This is a genomic window from Segatella baroniae DSM 16972 = JCM 13447 (assembly GCF_000426585.1).
Taxonomy (GTDB): Bacteria; Bacteroidota; Bacteroidia; order Bacteroidales; family Bacteroidaceae; genus Prevotella; species Prevotella baroniae.
Window position 1 is genome coordinate 161,429 of record NZ_AUFQ01000004.1, and the last position, 22,576, is coordinate 184,004.

The following is a 22,576-nucleotide window of genomic DNA, read 5'->3' on the forward strand; positions in this document are numbered from 1 at the left end:
TACGATCAGTACATGAAGAAGCAGATACTGAAACTGAAAGTCGGTGGCAGGGAATACCCCTGTCGTGTGACGATGGGCGCGATGGTGCGCTTCAAGCATGCTACGGGTAAAGACGTCAGCCAGCTTGACCAGGGCGACATCGGCGAGCTTGTGCAGTTTATCTATTGTTGTGTGCAGAGTGCCTCGAAAGCTGACGGCGTGACATTCGACACAGATTTCGAGACCTTTGCCGACCTGCTCGAGCCCGACAGCCTGACGGCCTTTTACGCCCAGGTGGGCGATGCCGAAAAAAAAACGACGGCGAAGCCGTAGGCATCGAAGAACTACAAGGAATCGCGTTGGGGTGCATGGGAATGAGTTTTGATGACTTCTGCCGGTGCACCCCTTCCGAGTTTCAAGCAGTATGGGAACATTGGAATAAGTGGCAGGATCACAGCCAGCAGGCTGAATGGGAACGCTTGCGCATGGCATGTCTGTGCATCTTGCAGCCTTATAGCAAGAATACGCTTTCGGCCCGCGACGTGATGCAGTTCCCGTGGGAGGAAGACACAAAAGCAGCCCCCCGGGAGACCGTGAGCGATGAAGAGTTGAAGCGGCGCTATCGGGAAGCCAAACGGGCCGCCGGACTGAAATGAGGATTACTTATTTATGTCGGAGGACACCGACGCAGAAAAGAGCACCAAAGGTAAAGACCACAAGACAGGCTGCCACGGTAAAGACCGAGGCCACGGGGTGCTCGCTGATGAGCCTAAGAATGGGTGTCCAATGAATGGTCGACATAAATAGATTTTTATAGTTGATGGGACAAAGATAATAAAAAAAAGAGAAACGATGACAAAAGAAGTCAGTTTTTTAATCAAGATACACGATGACGGTGGTGCAAAGCGCGTTACCGCCAACGCCGAAGAGATGGGCCGTGTCATCCGGAGCGTCCAGGACGAGGCGGAACGATTGAAGCGCGATGTGCTGACCTGGTCGGAGGCCGCGCAAGCCGTCGGCGTGTTGCAGAACTCCATCAATGAACTGCGTGGCGTGTTGCAGGATCTGACCACAGCTTACCAGGTGCAGCTGGTTGCCGAGACCCAGCTGGATACCATCATGCGGCAGCGCATGAACAGCACGGACGAAGAGATACAGCATATCAAAGATTTGTGTTCGGCTCAGCAGGAATTAGGCGTTATCGGCGACGAGGTGCAGTTGAGCGGCGCCCAGCAGATGGCCACCTTCTTAAAACAGAAGGAGAGTCTGGACGTGCTGATACCGGCAATGAACAACCTCATCGCCCAGCAGAACGGCCTGAACGCGACCAACCAGGCCGCGGTGGGCATCGGCAACATGATGGGCAAGGCGATGCAGGGACAGACGGCCGTGCTGCAACGTGTGGGTATCACGTTTGACGAGGCGCAGGCCCGCGTGTTGCAATATGGGACCGAGAGCGAGCGCGCCGCCATGCTGGCAGAGGTGATAACGGCCAATGTGGGTAACATGAACGCCGAGTTGGCCAAGACCGATGCAGGAAAGCAGAAGCAATTAGAAAATACGCTGGGTGACATCAAGGAGAAGTTGGGAAGCATGGTGCAGGGGGCGATGCCCTTTGTCACGATTACGGCGCAGGCCATGATCTGCGTCGCAGGTTGCGTGAAGCTGATTACCTCCCTAAGGGCATTGGGCGCCGCGTTCAGCCTGACGGCCATCAAAGGAACTGTTCTTGCGGCGCATGAACGGGTGGTGGCAGCCGCACAGGCCATACTGGCGACCAGCGGCTACACGGCAGCCGGCGGTACGGCCGCTCTGGCCCTTGCCGTTACAGCCCTCTATACCGCGCTAACCATGGGGCTTTCGGTGGTGATAACAGCCGTTATCGGGTTGTTCAGTTCCATGAGCGACGAAGCCGAAGACGCTGCTGAAGGTGTAGATCACCTGAAAGAGAGCGAAGACGCCTTTTCGCAGGCTTCGTCGAATGTACGAGCCGAACTTGATTTGGAAATCAGCCGCCTGGCTTCGTTGATTCACAATCACGAGAACGCCTCCAAGAAAGTGTCGGAATTGAACAAAAAATATGGCGAAAGTTTCGGTTATCACCGCACGGCGGCCGAGTGGTACGACACGCTGATTGAAAAGAGCAAGGTTTACTGTGCACAGATGGGCTATGAGGCACAGGCAAAGGTACTTTCATCGCAGATAGCAGCGGCACAGCTCGAGAAGGAAGCCAAGGAAGCCGAGCGCCGGCTGTTGGGTCAGCAGTATATGGACAGCAAGGGCTCGGTGCATTATAACTGGGAGAATACGAAGGACGGCAAGGACTACTACACCAGGTTAGGCAGCGATATCAACGATATTACCTCGAAAATAAACGGCTTGCAAAAGCAGTATGATTCGGCTATTCGCCACATGGTGGATGCGCAGAAGCAATTAGACAGGTCGCGCAAGTCAACCAAGTTGGTAGGAAACAATCTGAAAGATTCTACTACCGAAGAACTCAAACAGGCTATCGATGAGAAGCAGCAAGAAGTCGGCAGGCTGAAAGGGGACGCTACCGCAGAACGTCAGCGCTTGAACCGGGAAATCGGACAGATGCAGAAAGAAGTGAACCGACGCGACGCGATAAACAAACGCGAGCAAGGAGTCCCGAGTGGTAAGAAGACCGGAAGCACGACTAAGACGGAAAAGCCTGTAAAGGTAGTTAAGACCCTTGATGATGTGGCTAAGAACGTGGCCTATTACGAAGCACAATTGAAGAAGACCGATAAAGCCGACACGGAAAAGATACAGAAGCTGTCCCGACTTATCGCGAAATACAAAGAGCTGGGTGCGGCAATACAAACGGAAATAGCCGAAGTGCAGCGCCCCAAAGAACTGGATAGTTTAGAAAAAATAGACGCGGAAATACAGCGTCAACAGCAGCTGCGCAAGAAAGCCGGTAAGGAGCAGCTGACGACGATAGATAACGAAATCAAGCGTTTGAACGCGCTTCGAACCGCATTCGAGGACAGTTCGCATGTAGGTCTACTCCGCGATGAGATAACGACTTACGAACAGCTTGAAAGCGAGATAGCCTTTTATACGAAAAAACTCAAGACCGCGACGGACACCGAGCGCGTGGAAATTCAAAAGCAGATCAACGCGCTTAATGACCTGAAAAAAAAGTGGGACGAGACGCTTGCCGACCTGAAGGCTCCCGAGGACATCGGTCGCCTGAACACAATAGAGAAGCTCGACGAAGCCATCACCTATTATCAAGCGAAGCAGAAAAAAGCCACGGGCGCGGAGATAAGCGCCATCGGTGAGACCATCACGGCGCTGGAGCGGAAGCGTGAGGCGCTGACACGGCTGACGCGCCTGCCGGAATTGCGTGCCGAGACAGTGAAGCTGAACGGTCTTGGACAGAAGGAGCTGAAGCTGGAGTTGAAGGTGATGGGTCTCGACGGCATCAAAAAGCGCATCAAAGAGCTTCAGGACATGCTCGCCGACACGAAGAACCCGCTGGATAACAGTCAGCGTGCCGAGGTGGAAAAGCTCATCGGTAGTTACGACGACTATGCAAGAGTACTGCAGAAGAGTGACGCGCGCGTCGAAGATTTATGGGGCAATACGAAAGGTATTGTGGGTGGTATCTCGTCGATGACGAACGCTTTGGAAAACGGGCGTGGCGCGTGGGAAACCCTTATGAGCGTGGTAGACGGGGTTATACAGACCTTTCAGGGTATCATGAACGTGGTGGAGATTGTCAAGGCGCTGACAGGTGCGACGCAGATGAGCGCGGCTGCCGGGCAGGTGAAGGCCGCAACGACGGCAAGCGAAACCGCTGCCACGACGACGCATACGGCCGCCACGGCCGCTGATACTGCCGCGACGATTACGAATACGGCCGCCAAGAGCGGCGAGGCTATAGCCGGAGCCACGGCCAGCGGCGCGAGGATGCCTTTCCCGCTGAATATCGTAGCTATTGCCGCAGGTGTGGCCGCCGTGGTAGCTGCGCTGGCCTCCATCAGCGGCGCGTTCGCAAACGGCGGTATCGTAGGCGGCTCATCGCCCAGCGGTGACAAACTGCTGGCCCGCGTGAACTCGGGAGAAATGATCTTGAACGGCGCGCAGCAGAGCCGGTTGTTCCGCTTCATTAATGGTGTTACACCGTTTGCCGACGGTGGCCTCGTCTATGGCCCGACGCTGTCGATCATGGGCGAATATGCCGGGGCGCGATCGAACCCGGAGGTGATAGCACCGCTGAGCAAGCTGAAATCGCTCATCGGTGACAGCGGAGTCGGCGGCGGACGCTTGGAAGCCCGGTTGCGCGGCCGCGACATCGTGATGGCCCTGGCTAACGAGACACGAATCAGCAGACGCAAGACGAACATCAGGCTCTGAAAAGTCGAAAAAAAGTAAAAAGGTAAAAAAGTAAAAAGGTAAGAATGTATATACACGGACACTTTTATAACGAACAGAGCGAGCGCATCGAGGTGCATATCGTGACTCATAACGACCGCACACAGGAGCTTGAAATCGGTGCTGCCGGCAGCGGCATCAGCTGGACGGACGATCCGGTGGAGATAGAAAGTCAGGTTAGTGACACGTTTGACGTGTTGCTGAAACATCAAGCTACCGTAAGGCTGCTGGTGAAGAACTTCACCCCTGATTTCTTTTGCGCCTCCTGCCGCGACGCGGTCATCAATATCTATCGCGATGGGGAGTGTCTGTTCGCCGGATTTATCGAGCCGCAGACTTACTCGCAGCCTTACAATGAGGAAGAAGACGAGATAGAACTGAGCTGCCTTGACGTGCTGACGGCGCTACAGTACACCAAGTACCGGAATGTGGGCAGCTTGGGCGTGCTCTACAGTATCGTTAAGTCTGAAGCCAAGCAACGCAGTTTCTACGAAATTATAACCGGCATATTGGACGGCATAACTGACACTATCGACATTGTTGGCGGGCAGCCTATCCGTTATTTGTATGACGGCAGCAAAGCCATTAACGAAAGCGAAAATCGATATACTATTTTTAAGCAGCTCGCTATTTCAGAGTTACTGTTTTTAGGAGCTGAAGAAAATGATGTCTGGCAACAGGACGGAGTATTGGAAGAAATCTTGCGCTACCTGAACTTGCATATCGTACAGGAAGGCTTTGTATTTTATATTTTCTCGTGGGAATCGGTGAAGACCGCAAACCCGCAGGTGTGGCGCAACATCATAAACGGGCAGACTATTACGACGGCGTTTAAGACAATCGCAATAAATAACGGTAACGTCGCCGATTGCGGCACGACTATAAGCGTCGGTGAGGTTTATAACCAATTACTTTTGACTTGTAAAACCGAGCGTATAGAAAACGTTATAGAAAGTCCGTTGGACGCCGATTTACTGAAGTCGCCGTTTTTTTACTGGCAGAAGTATTGTACCGAGTTTTCTGCCGACGGCGAGGGAAAAAGAGCGAGCAGGGCTTTTAAAGCGATGTGCAAAAATCAAGAAACAAATTATAGTGAAGGACGCATCACGGACTGGTTTGTGCAAGTGATGGCAAATAGCCGATGGAAATTTCCGAAGAACGGCAATCAAGCCGAAGATCTCACAACTCTGTTTGGTACAGGCACCAATCAACAAGCATTGCCCAACTGGTTAGGCGCGAATCCCGGTGCGGCAATATTATCTATTGGCAGCGTTGAAACAAATACGGCAAAAAATGACAATCGCCCTTTGGCAAAAATCAACATGTCAAAATATTTGGTTGTCAGCGTTAATGGCAATGGTAAAGATGGGGAAAAAGACTGTTATCCCGGGGTCGCGGACATCAAGGCTAATATCCCATACGCCGTATATACAGGCAACCGCGCGGGTGGCAACTTCTCGCCGTCAGATGATGACACGATTAACTATATTGTTATATCAGGTAAGATAGTGCTTAATCCGCTTATGGACATGACCGGACCATATAAGTTTTTACACAACACGGAAAATTGGAATAGTATTTCGTTTATACTGCAATACAAAACCGTGCCCAGCCGGGACAATAAGGACGGCAGGTATTACACACGAAAATATTGGAAAGCAAGCTCACCGAGAGAGACCGCGCAATGGGATGAAAGCACGGATTACGGTTTGGTGCCGTTCACAGGCAAAGGACCTGAATTATACGAATTCGAATATAGCGCGGTAGGTGACGGCACCGATACCGTTTCTAAGATATCGGTATTGGCATGTATGTTGATTATCGGTGACAAGTGCGTAGTGGAATCCGGCACACAAGGGCAGGTTACCGATTTTGTTTGGAAAACATATAAGACGCGTGAGCAATGCGGCAGTGATGATGAGTATTACCAGCAATGCTTTTATATAGGTTTTGATCCTAAGATCGGTGACAAACTTGTCGGTACAGAGTTTGATATACAAAACAACATCGATTACACGATGGGTATCGAAGCGGAAGGTATAGCAATTCCTGTCCGGAAGGGCGATAAGGTTAACGGGCAAGTTAAGTTTATGATTTTAGGACCGGTTAACGCGGTATGGGACAAAATCACACGGCGGCATCCTACTTTTTTCAGACATACGAAATGGGGTAAAGAATCAATACCACTTCTTGCTCATGTCAGTAACATCATGGTTAAGCAGTTCGAAGTTAAGATCTATAGCAACAACGGATTGATTAACAACATGGATGATAATGATATTATCTATATGAGCGATACCCGCGAAGAATTCATCAACAAAAAAGACGATATAGAATTTAAGATAAACTCGGCCTTGACGGCGGAGGAGCGTAAAGATTTAGGAGTTGTAAACTCTGTGAACCTTTCAACGCCGCAGAACATCGCGACCAAGGAGGGTATAATAAGGATTTATGACTATGTCAAAAAAGAACAAGCGAAGCCTGAACAATTATACGTAGACAGTTATTATAGAGAATATCACGCGCCTCGAGTCCTAATGAGGCAGAAACTGATAGATAAAGGCGGGATAGTAAATCAATTCTATCATTACGCGCACCCGGCATTGAATAAGGTATTTTTCGTTCAAGGAATCAGCCGCAATTTGACAGAAGGCTGCGCTGACTTGACAATAAAGGAAATTGACAAATGATTGACGTAAAGGTTATAAAGAAGCTCAAAGGCACGGCTGGCGGCAGCAGTTCTGCCGGCATAGGACCTGGTGCGGATAACGTTGCCCGGGAAACAAGACACGCGGCCCGTGCAGACAAAGCAGAACACGCGGAGTTAGCTGAATACGCTAATCGTGCAGGCTACGCAACGCGCGCGGAATTTTCAAAAGAAGCGCAGACGGTATCTGAAGACAGCGATATTTTCGATAAATTTCTACGAAAGGATATCGCAGACGCGGCGCGGGAGTTGATCACCTTCCTGAAGGGTATTGCGTTTCAGGGCGGATATGGCATCGACGGTGAGGGCAAGGCGAAGTTGCTCTCGCTGATCGTCAGCGTGCTGCAGTCTGCCGACTTCGACGAGCACTCGCAGGCCGGCTTCGGAATCACGCGTCGCAAGGACGGTAAGTATCAGCTGTCCATAACGGATCTGATTGTCTGGGGCAGGGCGATCTTCAACGAGCTGGAGATAAGGAAGCTAAGCTACGTCGGCGGGAATATGGTGTTTTCCTCCTGCGGCACCAAGATAACACGGGTGGAGACGGTGGATGCGGACGGGCATGTTACTACGGACGCGGAACGGCGTAAGGCCTACCGCTGCTATTTCTTTCAGGACGACGGCACGACGGCCACGACGAACCTGTGGAAAGTGAACGACCAGGCGCGCTGCCGGACATTCAACATCAAGCCCGGCAAGTACGATGGAGTCTCCAACCGCAGCTATTGGCGCAGGGTAACCGCCGTGGGCGAGGACTACATCGACCTCTCCCGGGACGACTGCGAGCAGGGCTCCGACATGCCGGCAGCAGGCGATGCCCTCGTGCAGATGGGCAACCGCACGGACACCGACCGCATGTCCCTTATTTATGTCATTGTCAATGGCGACGACGCACCGGCGATAATATGGTACGACAAGGTCAACTCTTACACGCTGGAGAACAGACGCACGGCCATTATTTCGCCGAAAGAGGTGATGTTCTCGTCGCAGATGTTCAAGCTCTTGCCCGTAAGCGGTGAGCCCGTTTCCATCGTGATCGACCGCGGACGGTGGCAGAAAGAAGGGGAATACGCCTACTACGAACGGGTGTCGCACCTCGGGTCGCTGTGGCTCTGCGTGGCCCCTCCGGGCATCACCGTCACCTCAGAGCCATCGGACGGCAACAGCGAATGGCAGAAGCAGGTAAGCAAGGGCGACGACGGCGATAGCCCCATCGTGCTCTCCATCTTCACCGACTGCGGCAACTTCATCCGCAACGGGCAAGGACAGGTGACGCTCACGGCCGTCGTGACCCGCGGGGGCGAGGACATCACCGCCACGTTTTCCTCCGCGGCTTTCTCGTGGATACGCAGTAGTGACAACGCCGAATATGACAAGGCGTGGAATATCAGGCATGAGTGTTTCGGAAACACCGTGACCGTCAAGGCGGAAGATATATTCAAGCGGGCAGTGTTCGAGTGCATTCTTGAAAGTTAGAAACAAAAACATAAATTCAATATAAAAATAAGACTCATCATGGCAACAACAGCAAGGAACCAAATTACCATCGTCGACCTCAACGACGCCAAGAGCGTACAGGTGTATTTCACGGCCACACAGGGCTTCTCGCAAGGCTACAACCCTGACACGCATCAGTTCAGCCCGAACTACTCTTCGTCGAACAACGTCATCACCCCAAAGGTGTACGAGACGGGGGACGCGAACGACCACCTCGCACGGTGCTCGAACGTGAAGTACACCATCGGTGGAACGGCCTACACGGCAAGTTCAAGCAACGCCTCTTACACGGTCAACGCCAACGGCACGCTGACCGTCAAGGCTAATCTTAACGCTAATCTCAACGTAACGTTCGAGGCGGACTACACCGACGAGGACAACATCGTCTCGAAGATAGGTAGCACGTTCACCATTATCCGCAACGAGAGCAGCGGAGCTCTCTTTCAGGTGGTACTCACCGCCCCAAAAGGCAACATTTTCGACAAGTCCGTGCCCGGAGACCTCACCGTGCAGGCACAGGCCGTGCGTGGCGGTGTGAAGGACGACACGAACGTCGCATACAGCTTTCAGCAGTTCGATATCGCATCGGGCAAATGGGTACCCGCAGCTTCGGGACGTGCAAACGGCAAAACGCTGACCGTAAAGCCTGATGACGTACTGAACTTCCAGACGTTCAAGTGCGTTGCAACCGATGCGGGCGGTACTGACAAGGCGGCCACAGCCGAAGCCCTCATCACGTTCGAGGACAAGACCGATCCGTACACTCTTGAGCTGTACTGCCCCACGGGCGACAAGATTGTTAACGGTACGGGCTCAACTACCGTCAACGCCCGCGTGTGGCAGGGCGGCAACAAGATTGAGGACGAGAACACTCCGGCGGCAAGCCGTAAGTTCAACTACTCATTTGCAAAGTTCGACAAGGACGGCAAGCCGCAGAACTGGAACGGTACGACCTCGAACGTCAAGACCGGCAACCCTATTACCGTGCTTGCCGCAGAGGTGAACACGAAGACCACGATAGTATGTGAAATCTCAAAGAAATAGACAATGATTGTAGCACGGGCGCAAATTACCATAGCGGGCGTGAAGGACGGGCAGGATGTAAACGTCTTCGAAATCAGACCTGACACGCAGGTCGTCAAGCCCACGGATATTAAACATGACAGCGATGTAATCACGGTTCGCGTAACACGAAGCGGGCCTAAATTTGCCGGCAAGGATTGTATCCTTGAGCTTAGTACAGTGGAAAAGGGGTACAGCGGGATTGATTTAATACTCGTTACACCAAAGGTGTTCTGGTGGGCGCCAGATTATTCATATTTCACACTAAGAGCTCGCACGATACAGCAGTATGGTACTGTGTTTATAAAGGTTTCGTGCGCAGGAGAACACAGGAACACACGAATATCCTGCGTATCGGACGGGCAGGATGGCATGGCTGCCTACATCGTCAGCTGCTCTCCTTCTGTGGCCGTATTTAATACCGATAAAAACGGCATCCTCCTTGCTGACGTCGGTGTAGCGATAGATGTGAAGCAAGGGGAGCGTGACGTCAACGTTAGCGGGAAGATTTCGGTAGTTGGAGCTATGAATTTCACAAAGGCCGAGGCGAGGGTGGGTGGAAATATGGTAACATTAAGAAAAGCAGGAGTAGCAATGCAAACGGTGACGAACAACGGCATTGCTACTACGCTGCCCTGTACGTCTGCCGCTGTGGAATTGAGAATAGAGGTTGGGAGTGGCATCACGCTGGCCTATACGATACCGATTGCTGTTAATATCAGTAAGTTTTTAAGTTCGACATACTCTGATCTGAAAGGATTTCATCGTGAATTTACAGAGTTTAAAGGGTCGGAAAGAAATCTGAACGAGTTTAGATCCGGAATCTTACAGACCGCAAGGCAAATCAGCACCGAAGTATCCGAGAAAGCTCTGGGGGCCGTGAACCTGCTGAAGGATTCTGAGTTAAAGCGCTTAGATTCAGTCAGCGTCAGATGGCCACATCTGAATGTCTGTGTAGTCAAGAATAGAGGCTACAACGGCACAAACGCTATGCGTGTAAACCTGTTGGGAATTACGGGCGACGACACGAACTATAATGGCTTATTTTGGAGCGGAGAACATGTCGTTAAAATTGAGAAAGGCGCCACCTATACTTTTTCCTTCCTTGCCATGTCACCAGATCCGGCAAAGGTAGAAGGTGTATGGAGTGAAATAATATTCTGGGACAGTCCGAGCGGAGGTCGGAAATCGCAGATCACTTCAATGAATATAATAGAACAGCTGACTGCGTCTTACAAGCTGTTCATGCAGACCTTCACCATTCCTGAGACCGCACAATACGAGTATATCGAGATTACGCTGTTTTCTCTAAGAAACGGCGAAGTGTATTTTTCCCGGCCTTGTCTTGCAAAAACAGACGTCTATGTCGGCTGGAGCAGAAGTAAAGATGACAAGGAGCGCATTTGTGGTAATCTTCTTGATGGGACGAAGAAGTTTGACGGTCCTAAATTTCAGACACAGGGAACGCTTGTGCCGAACGGACACGGAGACTTTACAACCTTGCAAAACGCGACCCTATGCCGCTATCTGTTCAGCCCGGGCGAAATAAAAGCGAACACTGACTATATGCTGTCTGCGTGGATTAAGAACGCAGAGAATGTGGATATTACTTTCCGAGATTGGACCCACGCGGTGGCGTCCTGTCTGTTGACAGAGAACTCGGACGGACAGTTCGTTACGGATTCATCGCAGGCAAAGAACGGTTATTCGCAGCTTTCTCCTCACGCTGGCTTTACAAGGATCTGGGTGCATTTCAGAACCGCCGCGTCCGTGCCGGCACAGATAGCTCTTATTATCGCCGGCGGAAAGATCGAGCTGTACGGGCTGAAATTAGAAGAGGGCGCGGAAATGACGGACTGGACGGAAGAGAAAGAAACGCTAACGTTCTCGCTGAAAGATTTCAAATCGTATGTCAGGCAGACTGCAAGGGAGGTTGAGATAAACGTAACGGACGGGGTGAATAAAGCAGGATTGAAGTTAGGCGCAGATGGCGGTTTTACTGCCACGGGAAAAAACTTCAAATTTCAGGACAGTAACGGCAATACGCATCTTGCGCTAACAGAAGATGGCAAGATGAAGGCAGAGGTCATCGAAGCCGACAAGGTAGTCGCCACCGGCATTCAGAGTAAGACTATTGACGCGAAGAATGCCACGTTTGAGAACGTAAATCTCAGAGGAAATTTAGAAGGCGTGAGCGGGTCGTTTCGTTACTTAAAATGCGTTAACGCGCGCGGGGAAACGGTAGCGACATTGAGATTCAGCCAAGACGGCAAACTTGAAATCACCGGCGGGGATTTTCAAATGCAAGGCTTGAAGGACGAAAGAGCCTTGCGCTTCCTGGCTTCAGACATTTGGTGCCGCGGGGCGTTCGGACATCATCAAAGGACTTGTGCCGTAATAAGAAATGGTATCATGCACGTGTATGTCGGAGTTGGGGGAACAGACGGAATAAGGGTCAGATTGCCAACAGTGAAGCTCACGTCAGGCGAAACGGTTTACGAAATCCCGATGTACGGCCCCGGAACCAAAGGTATCCTCGGCGATTTTGGCTCGTTAGTTAACCCTAAGGACCCAAGCCTGGCAGGTGCTCCGATCGATTTAGTCGTGTTTAACTGCACAGCGAACTACCTATATTCATTCACGGCGCTCGGAGAAGGGAAAGAGTGGACTGTCATAAACGGTAATGACGACCAGTCTGTTCGGGTTGTCGATATTGGCGGTTGGAGAACAGTTCTGGGAGGTGAGGTCTCTAACTACTTCTACGTTAATCCCACCTGGCTTACCCCTGTCAGCGCCGCCGGCAGTCTCGGCCGCGGCGTGTTCCATGCCGGTATCAGCGACTTGAACTGGCGATGAGGTATAAATTGTATGAAGACAAAAAAGATCGGATAAAATCAAGTAATAGAAAGGTAAAAATGGTCGTGGAGAGAAGAAAAGCCCCCGGCCTGTCAATAGTCATCTCACCTACATATTAACACTACGAGCGAACTCGCACGACCGGGGGCCAATACCCTCATTCGCGAGTTCGCTCTTTTTTATATGTAAGTGAGATTTTGCAAAGATACGAAATATTGTGATAATGAAGATAATTGAGATTGTAAAAATTAACAGGGAACTTCTGAAAAACCTGCGTACGGCAGGAGTGAGAATGAAAGATATGAAATATATAGACCTCTACACCGAGTACCAAAAACTGAAAGGTGACGGTGAAAAAGTGTCCTATATTGTAGCCTTGCTGGCCAACCGCTATCACGTGAGCGAGCGCACCGTGTATAGCCTCATTAAACGACTCGGCAGTGAGTGTAACCTATTTGCAGTGTGAATAAGTGGAAAGAGGCTTCTGTCTAACAGGAGATGTCGACCTTTGCCGGCAACTAAAACAATAAAAACAATGAGAAAACAATATCTTTCCGCACCGCTGCCTTTCCAAGGGCAGAAGCGCATGTTTGCTAAGGAGTACATCAAGGCACTCCGGCAGTTCCCTGACGATACAACCTTTGTGGACTTGTTCGGAGGCAGCGGTCTGCTGTCCCATATCGCCAAGTGCCAGAAACCGAACTCCACCGTTGTGTATAATGATTTTGACGGCTATCGCAGACGGCTGGAAGCCTTGTCACAGACAAATGCCCTGCTGGCAGAACTGCGGGCGATAGTGGACGTGCCACGCCATAAGGCCATTGTGGGCGCACAGCGTGAGCGTGTGCTGTCCTGCATACGCAAGCATGAGCAGGATTACGGATATGTCGACTACATCACGCTGTCCTCATCCATCCTCTTTTCGATGAAGTATGCCACCGAGTATGCAGGCTTGGAGAAGGAGACCTTATATAACAACATCAAGGGGGTGGATTATCCACCCTGTGAGGATTACCTTGACGGACTGACCATTACCTCCTGTGATTACAAGAAGGTGTTTGAGCGTTACAAGAATGTGCCTGGCGTGGTGTTCCTCGTTGATCCGCCCTATCTGAGCACAGACATCAAGACCTACAGAATGTGCTGGAAATTGTCCGACTACCTTGATGTGCTGACTATCCTCGCCGGACATCGCTTCATTTACTTCACCTCAAACAAATCTTCCATAATCGAGCTTTGCGAATGGATTGGCAAGAACAAGCTCATAGGCAACCCCTTTGAGAACTGCCGATGCCAAGAGTTCAATGCCCACATGAATCACAATGCGTCCTATACGGACATCATGCTTTATACTGACGTCGCTTGAATAACATTCTAATACCGTTTGAACGATGAACAAATACTATCAGATGCTGAATAAGATACTGAAGCAGGGAAAGGTTCAGACCAACAAGAAAGGTAATATCCGTTACCTCCTCAATGAACAACTGTCTTTATCTCCCGCCGATCTGCTCGATATATTCGAGAGCCACGGCATTGCGAGAAGGAAACTGAGAAATGAACTGCAGCTGTTCATGCAAGGCGAGCGGCAGGTGGAGAAATATCGTGAGGCTGGTATTAACTGGTGGGACTATTGCGGAAGCGTGCTGGTGAACAGCTATCCGACCTACTTTGAGAAGCTCCCGCCGCTGATAACGAAGATAAACTGCGAGAAGCGCAACTCAAAGAATTATGTGCTGTTTCTCGGTGAGACAGGTGCGGAAAGCAATCAGGCTCCATGTCTGAGCCTTGTGCAGTTTCAAATAGATGAGGGGGAACTGGTATTGTCTGCCTATCAGAGGAGTAGCGATGCAAACCTTGGGCTCCCTGCCGATATATACCACCTTTATCTTATGGCACGGCAGATAGATTTACCTCTGAAAAACATAACCTTGAATCTTGGAAACATCCACATATATGAGAACAATATAGACCGCACCAAACTGCTGCTTGATGGTGACGAGAGTGTGAAGTTCGACTTGAATGTCTGAAATATAATAGATAAGAAACAGGAAACGCCCCCGAGAAATCCGGGGCGTTTTACGTGAGGAGGGTAACCTGGAAAAAGAACGTTTCGTTTTGCGAGATAGAACGCTTCGTTCTGTTTGCTCGGAACATTTCGTTTTGCGGATTATATCTGGAAAATGAAAACACCGACAACGAAAGGGCCATCCGGTCTCGTTGTCGGTGTTTTTTGTATCTTGCAGATGTGCCATCCGCCTGCGAAAGGGGACTTATTTGGGCGCGTGGCAGTAGCTGCTGCCGTCGAAACAGTGGGTGCAGACCTTGCATTTGGGCAGTCCGATACTCTTGATAAGGGTTTCGATGGTATTGAATTTCAGGGTCGTGAGACCCAGCCGGCGGCCTATTTCCTCCACCATCCGCCTGTATTCGGGGCTGCCGGTAGTGGCATATTCCTTCAGTTTGACGTCTTCATGCCCCTCGAAGTCCTTGATGACACGCCTCGTGATAAGCTCCAGGTCGCTCTTCGACGACGTGAAGCCGATGAAGGGACAGCCATATACCAAGGGCGGACAGGAGATGCGGGCGTGCACTTCCTTGGCGCCATATTCGAAAAAGGTGCGCACATTGTCGCGCAACTGGGTGCCCCGGACGATGGAATCGTCGCAGAACACGACCCGCTGGCCGTCGAGCACCGCCTTGTTGGGTATGAGTTTCATCTTGGCCACAAGGTTGCGGCGGCTCTGGTTGCCCGGCGTGAAGCTGCGGGGCCATGTCGGCGTGTATTTCAACACGGCCCGCTTGTAGGGAATGCCGTGTCCTTCGGCGTAGCCCAAAGCCATGCCAACCCCCGAATCGGGTATGCCGCACACCAAATCGGCTTCGGTATCGTCCTCCCGTCCCATCATGGCGCCATTGCGCTCGCGCACCGCTTCGGCGTTGATACCTTCGTAATCGCTGGCGGGGAAACCGTAATAAACCCACAGGAAGGAGCATATCTGCTCATGGTCGTAAGGCCCTTGCAACACCTCCATGCCGTCGGCACGCAGCCGGACGATTTCTCCGGGAGCCACATCGCGCACCACCTGATAGTCGAGATTGGGGAAAGCGGCCGACTCACTTGCAGCGGCCAGCGCCCCTTCCTTCCTTCCGATGACGATGGGGGTGCGCCCCAGAAGGTCGCGCGCGGCGATAATGCCGTCTTCCGTCAGGATGAGCATGGAGCAAGAGCCTTCTATGGTCCGGTAGACGTTGTTGATTCCCTCGATGAAATTGTTGCCCTTGTTGATCAACAACGCCACGAGTTCAGTCTGATTGATGTTGTTGGCCGACATCTCGCTGAAGTGAATGTGCTGCGACATCATCTCTTCGGAGATCTGTCGGATGTTGGTGATCTTCGCAACCGTGGCCACCGAATAGCGTCCCAAGTGCGAATTGATGATGATGGGCTGCGGGTCGGTGTCGCTGATGACGCCTATTCCCGAGTTGCCGCTGAAGTGTTCAAGCTCATCCTCGAACTTGCTGCGGAAGTAATCACGCTCCAGACTGTGAATGCTTCGGCTGAATCCGCGCTCCTTGTCGTACAATACCATTCCGGCACGCTTGGTTCCGAGATGCGAGTTGTAGTCGGTGCCATAGAAAACATCGTTCACGCAGTCCTTGACGGATATGGTTCCAAAAAAACCTCCCATAGGTTCAATGTCTTTATAAGATGGATTTGAAAGAAAAGCCGTGGGCACACGACAGGTGTATCCACGGCTTATATTGCTTCATTATTTGATTTGTTTGGCGTCACCCACGCAGGCGTTGGGCATTTGGATGTGCAGCATGGCGCACACCGTCGGCGCGATGTCGACGATACGGGTAGGCTCCGACGTGCTCCCCGGCTTCACATTCCACCCATAGAGCACGAAAGGAATGTGGGCGTCGTAGGGATTCCACTGGCTGTGGCCTGTACCCTTGTAGTCGGGCGCGTTGGTGGCGTCGAGCCATCCGGGCGCGGTGACGATGAAAAGGTCGCCGCTCCGCTTGGCGTTCCAGCCGTTGATGATGCGCTCCTTGATGGGTTGGGGTATCGTCTGTGAAGCGATATTGGGCTGGTCGGCCACATACATCACCTCGGGACGCTGCAAGAGCCAGGCCGAAGCCTTGTCTTTCACCTGCTGCAAGTCAAGCCCCGCCTCGGCAATCGCCTTGTGGTCGAGGTACACACGGAAGGAGTTGCAACCCGTCACCAGCTTGGCGGTGGTGCCGCAAGCCTGCTGCAAGTAGGCGTTCAAGTCCTTGCCACCTATCGTCCAGCCCTCGAAGCCACCGGCGGGAATACCGTGACGCTTCATGAAATTGGGGTTGTGGGCGCCTCCATGGTCAGCCGTGAGGAAGAAGAGATAGTTTCCCTCGCCCACCTTTTCGTCCAACACCTTGAAGAAAGCGGCCAAGTCGCGGTCCAATTGCAGGTAGACACTCTCGTTCTCGGGGCCTCGCGTGCTGTATTGGTGGCCTATGGCGTCGGTCGAAGATATGCTGACAGCCAGCAAGTCGGTCACGTCGTCCTGCCCCAGCTGCTCGTTTTCGAGCACGGCCTCGGCCATCTTGAACGTCAGCGTGACGCCCAGATCCATCAGTTTCACCTCGGTTCCGGGCTTCTGCCGGTACTTCCTGTTGAAAGCCACGACCCAATCGGGCAGTTCGTTCCGATAGAATGTGCTCGTGACGAAGTGTCCCGCCTTCGTGTCCCACCAGTAAGCGGCGTTCGCGCTGTGGCCCGCGGGCAGGATGGCGGCCCGGTCTTTCAGGGCCACGCCTATCACCTTCGACTTGAAGTCGGTGGCGATGCGCAGTTCGTCGCCCATCGTCGAGGCCCACAGGTTGCGCGGCGACATCCGTCCGGCGCCGCTGCTGCAGCCCACACTCTTCACGGTGGGGTCGCCGACGCAATATTTCGATTCGCCGTTCTCGAAGAAGTTGTTGCCCGCAATGCCCGTCAACGCCGGCACGGAACCCGTGTAAATGCTGGCATGGCCTATCGCCGTGACCGTCGGGACATAGTTGATCATCGTGTTTTCGAAGCTATACCCCCGGTCGACGAGGCGTCGCAGGCCGTCGGTTCCGAACTTGTCATAATAGTAATACAGGTAATCCCAACGCATTTGGTCGACCACCAAGCCCACGACGAGCTTGGGACGGGCCACCTGGGCCACCGCCGCCAGCGAGCCGACGGCCAACAGCACGAGCGCAAAAAGCTTCTTCATCGCCGCCAATCGTTATCAGTTGAAATAATACAGGAACGTGGCGACGCCTTCCAAGGCCGGTTTGCGGTCGCCCTCGATCTCTATCTTGAACTTGATGCTGGTCTTGCAAATGCCACGCAGGTTCTCCACGCCGTCGAGCGAAGCCACCAGCCGCACGCGGCTGCCTGTCAGTACGGGCTTGCCGAAGCGCATTTTGTCCATTCCGTAGTTCACCAACATCTTCAGGTTGCGCACCTCGATGATCTGGTCCCACAGGTAAGGCAGGAGCGAAAGGGTGAGATAGCCGTGCGCGATGGTGCTCTTGTAAGGCGTCTCGGCCTTGGCGCGTTCCACGTCCACGTGAATCCACTGGTGGTCCAAGGTGGCGTCGGCAAACTGGTTGATACGTTCCTGCGACACCTCAAGCCACTCCGACACGCCCAACTGTTCCCCCAGACGGGCCGCAAAGTCTTCGTATGAATTGATGATAAGCTTTTCCATTTTCTTGATAAGTATGATATGAAACATCCATGACTCCCCCACAGGGGAAAAAGAAAAGGACGAGACAGCCTCCAAGAGGGTCTTCTCGTCCTGCTATGCTTTGTTTAATCCTCTTCCTCGTCCTTCTTTTTGCGAATGGCCCGCTTGCGTTTCGGCTTCTCCTCGGCCTCCTGCGCCATCTTGACGCCGGCCAGTTCGGGGTCGATCATGATGCGGCCACAGTATTCGCAGACGATGATTTTCTTGTGCATCTTGATGTCCAGCTGCCGCTGGGGCGGTATCTTGTTGAAGCAACCGCCACAGGCGTCGCGCTGCACGTAGACGACGCCCAGACCGTTGCGGGCGTTCTTGCGGATGCGGCGGAAGCTCGTAAGGAGTCGCGGCTCGATTCTCAGTTCCAAATCCTTGGCCGTTTCCTTCAGCCGGTCTTCCTCCTCACGCGTCTCCTGCATGATTTCCTCCAGCTCGCCGCGCTTCTGTTCCAAGTCGCCACGGCGGTCGGCAATCTGCTCCTGCGCCTTCTGAAGGTCTTCCTGACGCTCGCTTATCCTGACCTGAGCTTCGTTTATCTTCTTGTTGCACAGCATGATCTCCAGTTCCTGGAACTCTATTTCCTTGGTCAACGTGTCATACTCGCGGTTGTTCTTCACCTCGTCGAGCTGCCGTTTGTAGCGGTCTACGCTGGCCTGGGCGTCCGCTATCTCGCCTTTCTTCTGCACAATGGCGTCGCGGAACTCCTGGATTTCGCTCTCAATCTTCTCCACACGCGTGGTCAGACCGGCGATTTCATCTTCCAAGTCCTGCACTTCAAGGGGCAATTCGCCACGGAGCGCACGCTTCTCGTCAATGCCACTGAGCGTGGTCTGCAACTGGTAAAGCGCTTTCAGCTTCTCTTCTACCGACAAATCCGTCGGATCTTTCTTTGCCATAATGATTCTATTTTTTCTGATGAATGATTCTTTTGAAAGGAATTTCGCCCACCGCCACACCGCTAAAGGTAGAGGATGGGATTGGTGTCGATGGCCGTCAAGTGGCACGGAACACCCGGACAAGCCTGCTCGATGACCTGCTTGAAGACCTCGGCGGTGAACCGCTCGCTCTGGTAATGGCCGATGACGCAGATCTGCAACTGCTGGTCGTGGCCAAAGAACTCGTGATAGCGCATCTCGCCGGTCACGAACGCGTCGGCACCGGCCTTGATGGCGTCGGGCAGAAGGAACGCGCCTGCGCCGCCACAGATGGCCACCTTGCGGATGGGACGCCGCAACAGCTGGTTGCACTGCACGCTTTCCACCTCGAAACGGGTGCGCAAGAGGCCCACCAAATCGTCGGCGGCAAGCGGTTCAACGAACGTTCCCACGACGCCGGAGGCATAGTCCATGCGCCTCGGTGCGCCGTCGACGACATCCTCGTAATGGCGGGTTTCGCCGAAATAGCACACGTCCGTCAGGCCCATCTTGGCCGCAATGCGGAAGTTGACGCCCCCGGGCGCGTTGTCCATGTTGGTGTGCATCGACACGATACATACGTCGTTCTTGATGGCTTTCCACACGGTGCGCTGCACATAGTCGTCATTGCTGACGCGACTGAGCTTGTGGAAGATGAGTGGATGGTGCGAAACGATGAGGTTGCAGTGCCTGGCGACGGCCTCGTCGACAATCTCCTCGGTCACGTCAAGACACAATAAAGCCCCTGAGACTTCCGCCTCTGTCAGTCCAACCTGCAGGCCGGCATTGTCGAAGCCTTCCTGTAGGGGCAGAGGCGCGAATCGTTCAAGGGCTGATAACACTTGTAATATTTTCACGCGGAACAGCTGTTTGAGCGAGCCGAAAGGCGAAGAAGCCGCCATTCGACCCAAATAGAGTGCAAAGATAGCGATTAATGGCGAGATATGGCCAAGCCGTCAAATCGCGTTAACATTATTTACCACTCGCTTAAGTCCTGCCGCGACTCCACCATATGCTCCATCTTGTCGGGCAAACCGGGGAAGAAATCGATGCGCGTGATGCGTTCCACCTCGTCCACCGAGTTCACATAGTCGCCCTTGGGGCGGTTCCCAGGCTCGTTGCGATAGATGAATCCGATGGCCTTGGGCTTGCCGCGCAGGCACAACACCACCTTGTAGAAGGCTTCGGGCACCACCACCTTGGCCCGCCCGATGGTCTTGTGGCGCTTGTTCAGCAGGACGGGGCCGGCCACCACGTAGATGTCGCCATACCGTCGGGCCCAGCGGCGGCACTGGAGTTCCATCTCGTTCCAGTCGCCGGCGTTGAGCTGGTGGTTTTGCGGACAGATGTTGGTCAGCAGAAACGACTCTTCCTGCGCGCGCCGGCTCCACTTGTTGTCGCCCGACGGGCACAGGTGGCCCCGATCATAGCCCGACCGCATGTAGTCGTAGGTGGTCACTTGCGGGCCGTCGGCCTCCGGATCGGTCAGAAACTTGGCTCCGTCACGCTTGAACGGGCCTGACGTGCGGTCGGCGGTCAGGTGCCACATCACCCAATTGGCAATGCGGTTGTCTTTGTTGTACGAAACGACATAGCCTTCGCGGCGCAGCACCTGCGAGGGCGTGCCGGCCTTTTGCACGCGGGGAAGCAGACTGTCGAAGTCGGTTTCGACAGCCGGCGAGACTTGCGCGGCGGCTTCCGCAACGGCCGGCGACGGCTGAATGCCCGCCATGAGCGGCCGATGACCGCGCGGCGATGAAAGATTGCAACTGCCCAGCCCTGTCAAAAAAGCCAGCAGTCCCAGGAATGTGGCGCAATGCTTCATGACTTCAACTGTCCGTAGGCGTCGAAGGCATAGCGGCGGGCCACCCACAGCGTGACGAGCAGCGAACCGCAACCGGCTGCCAGCGACGTGACGAGCAGCAACACCTCAAATTCGGCGGCCACGACAGGGTCGGTTCCACCGACCAGCAAGGCCCACATCAGGACGGGCGAGGTCAGCGTGACGGCCGTTCCCATGCGTTTCAGATAGGGCATGAGCACCCGCTGCATGGCCCGGCGCAGGAAATAGGTCACGGCTTCGACGTGGATGGAGCCGTTGCCGCGCAGGTAATCGTAGAGCTGTGCGTGGTGGCGGAGGCCCGAATAATAGATGTGCAACGCCCGGGCGTTCACGGGGATGACGCCACCGATAAGCAGTCCCATCACGGGAAGGAAGAAACGGGCGTCGAAGGGGTTCTTCAGGCTGAGCACCAAGAGCAGGAAATAGAGCCCGAAGAACAAGCCCGAGAGCAGCGTTCCGGCCACAGCGGGCAGCAGAAAGCGGGCCGTTCCCATGCGTGCGTGGGTCACCGTGGAGAGCGCGGCCAGCACGGCCATCAGCACAAAGCAGAGCAGATTGAGGAAGAGATTGTTCCAAATGAGCAACATCTTCATCAGAAAGGCCGTCACGCCGATGACCAACAGCTGCTTGCCGAAGGCCTTGTAGAGCTTGGTTTCAAGCGCAATGCCGAAGCGATAGATGACAAACAGGGGAACAGCCAGCAACAGTATGCCGAAGAAAACACCTAAAACAGAAATTTCCATGCTACAAATGGATTGGGGATGGGGCCGCGGCTTCCATCCGAATGAGGTAATCACACACCGTCGCCACCATGGGTTCGTCGCTCACAACGACCACGGCCTGGCCGTTGCGCTTCATCCGCGACAGCAGCGAAGCCAGCTGCGCGGCGTCGACGCCGGTCAGTCGGTCGATGAGCACATAAGGCTTGCGCAGCAAGAGGGCCACCAGCAGCATGACGAGTTGCAACGTGGCGAACGGCGTTTCGTCCATTCGGCGCGACAACAGCGCGGCGTCGAGGCCCAACTGCTTGAGCTCATGCACCACCTGCTTGGTGCCGGCGTCGGCCGAGCGGTTCGCCTTCAGGTCGAGCAAGGTCGACACAAGGTCGCCCACGGTTTCATAAAAGGGTTCCAACCGCTGCGGCACATAGGCCATGCGGCGGCGGAAATAGGGAGCCGAAAGGGGCGTGAGCAGGTCGCCGTCCATGCTGATGAAACCGCTCTCCAAAGGTTCCAGCCCCATCAACACGCGCAGCAGCAACGTCGCCGCCCCCCTGTCGACGTCGGCCAGGCACACGGCCTCTCCCCCGTCGACGGCAAACGAATGGTCGACCGTCAGCACAGGCCGCCCATCCCGATGATATATGGGGTCTTTGATTTCGAGCATTCCACAAGTCACATTCAACCTTCAATCCACTGGCTACAAGCATGTTGCGCCCTCGCCAGCCAGCCGTTGCCCGGCCATCGCCGCCGTTTTCCAGCGCCATCGCAGTCTTTCCATGTTCCCGACGCAGCCCTTTTGCGCTGCAAAAGGACAGCGATCTGCGGCT

The 22,576-nt window shown here is 53.6% G+C and carries 18 protein-coding genes; 10 read left to right on the forward strand and 8 right to left on the reverse strand.

The features are described from left to right. Window positions 1–12: 12 nt before the first annotated feature. The 10 genes from K334_RS0105130 (at window position 13) to K334_RS0105175 (ending at window position 14,535) form a co-directional block, all read left to right on the forward strand. Window positions 13–312: a hypothetical protein gene (locus K334_RS0105130; RefSeq protein ID WP_051218656.1), complete on the forward strand. Its 300-nt coding sequence runs from the start codon at window positions 13–15 to the stop codon at window positions 310–312. Between the two features lie 35 nt (window positions 313–347). Then, window positions 348–635 (forward strand): hypothetical protein, encoded by a 288-nt coding sequence (locus K334_RS14770; RefSeq protein ID WP_051540569.1) that lies wholly within the window; start codon window positions 348–350, stop codon window positions 633–635. Window positions 636–831: 196 nt separating this feature from the next. Further along, entirely contained in the window at window positions 832–4,365 is a 3,534-nt protein-coding gene (locus tag K334_RS0105140; protein WP_025880279.1) for a hypothetical protein, read from the forward strand. A gap of 44 nt (window positions 4,366–4,409) precedes the next feature. Further along, window positions 4,410–7,073 carry a hypothetical protein gene (locus tag K334_RS0105145; RefSeq protein ID WP_027444612.1) on the forward strand — a complete coding sequence of 888 codons (2,664 nt, stop codon included), beginning with the start codon at window positions 4,410–4,412 and terminating at the stop codon, window positions 7,071–7,073. Further along, entirely contained in the window at window positions 7,070–8,566 is a 1,497-nt protein-coding gene (locus K334_RS13520; RefSeq protein WP_025880277.1) for a hypothetical protein, read from the forward strand. Before K334_RS0105145 ends, K334_RS13520 begins: the two co-directional genes overlap by 4 nt. Window positions 8,567–8,605: 39 nt before the next feature. Further along, window positions 8,606–9,631, forward strand: coding sequence for a hypothetical protein (locus K334_RS0105155; RefSeq protein WP_025880275.1), 1,026 nt, complete (start codon window positions 8,606–8,608; stop codon window positions 9,629–9,631). Between the two features lie 3 nt (window positions 9,632–9,634). After that, on the forward strand, window positions 9,635–12,505 hold the full coding sequence (locus K334_RS0105160; RefSeq protein ID WP_027444613.1) for a carbohydrate binding domain-containing protein: 2,871 nt from the start codon (window positions 9,635–9,637) through the stop codon (window positions 12,503–12,505). A gap of 223 nt (window positions 12,506–12,728) precedes the next feature. After that, on the forward strand, window positions 12,729–12,971 hold the full coding sequence (locus K334_RS0105165) for a hypothetical protein (protein WP_025880272.1): 243 nt from the start codon (window positions 12,729–12,731) through the stop codon (window positions 12,969–12,971). A 69-nt stretch (window positions 12,972–13,040) separates the two neighbouring features. Then, entirely contained in the window at window positions 13,041–13,871 is an 831-nt protein-coding gene (locus K334_RS0105170; RefSeq protein WP_025880271.1) for a DNA adenine methylase, read from the forward strand. A 25-nt stretch (window positions 13,872–13,896) separates the two neighbouring features. Beyond that, window positions 13,897–14,535, forward strand: a complete 639-nt coding sequence (locus K334_RS0105175) for a thymidylate synthase (protein WP_025880270.1) — start codon at window positions 13,897–13,899, stop codon at window positions 14,533–14,535. A gap of 243 nt (window positions 14,536–14,778) precedes the next feature. On the opposite strand, the gene K334_RS0105180 is transcribed toward K334_RS0105175, so the two are convergent. The 8 genes from K334_RS0105180 to K334_RS0105215 form a co-directional block, all read right to left on the reverse strand. Next, a complete protein-coding gene (locus K334_RS0105180) occupies window positions 14,779–16,197 on the reverse strand; it encodes an amidophosphoribosyltransferase (protein WP_025880269.1) in 1,419 nt (472 codons plus the stop codon). An 81-nt stretch (window positions 16,198–16,278) separates the two neighbouring features. Further along, on the reverse strand, window positions 16,279–17,757 hold the full coding sequence (locus K334_RS0105185) for an alkaline phosphatase family protein (protein ID WP_027444614.1): 1,479 nt from the start codon (window positions 17,755–17,757) through the stop codon (window positions 16,279–16,281). 15 nt (window positions 17,758–17,772) lie between these two features. Beyond that, window positions 17,773–18,237, reverse strand: a complete 465-nt coding sequence (locus tag K334_RS0105190; protein ID WP_021589250.1) for a MaoC family dehydratase — start codon at window positions 18,235–18,237, stop codon at window positions 17,773–17,775. A gap of 104 nt (window positions 18,238–18,341) precedes the next feature. Beyond that, complete coding sequence (locus K334_RS0105195; RefSeq protein ID WP_021589171.1) at window positions 18,342–19,166, reverse strand: zinc ribbon domain-containing protein; 825 nt, start codon at window positions 19,164–19,166, stop codon at window positions 18,342–18,344. Window positions 19,167–19,228: 62 nt separating this feature from the next. Continuing rightward, window positions 19,229–20,041, reverse strand: a complete 813-nt coding sequence (locus K334_RS0105200; protein WP_027444615.1) for a Nif3-like dinuclear metal center hexameric protein — start codon at window positions 20,039–20,041, stop codon at window positions 19,229–19,231. A gap of 119 nt (window positions 20,042–20,160) precedes the next feature. Then, window positions 20,161–21,009: a DNA/RNA non-specific endonuclease gene (locus K334_RS0105205; protein WP_025880268.1), complete on the reverse strand. Its 849-nt coding sequence runs from the start codon at window positions 21,007–21,009 to the stop codon at window positions 20,161–20,163. Then, window positions 21,006–21,770: an ABC transporter permease gene (locus K334_RS0105210; protein WP_025880267.1), complete on the reverse strand. Its 765-nt coding sequence runs from the start codon at window positions 21,768–21,770 to the stop codon at window positions 21,006–21,008. The genes K334_RS0105205 and K334_RS0105210 overlap by 4 nt, the downstream gene beginning before the upstream one ends. 1 nt (window position 21,771) lies before the next feature. Beyond that, window positions 21,772–22,413 (reverse strand): ATP-binding cassette domain-containing protein, encoded by a 642-nt coding sequence (locus tag K334_RS0105215; protein ID WP_025880265.1) that lies wholly within the window; start codon window positions 22,411–22,413, stop codon window positions 21,772–21,774. Window positions 22,414–22,576: the final 163 nt, after the last annotated feature.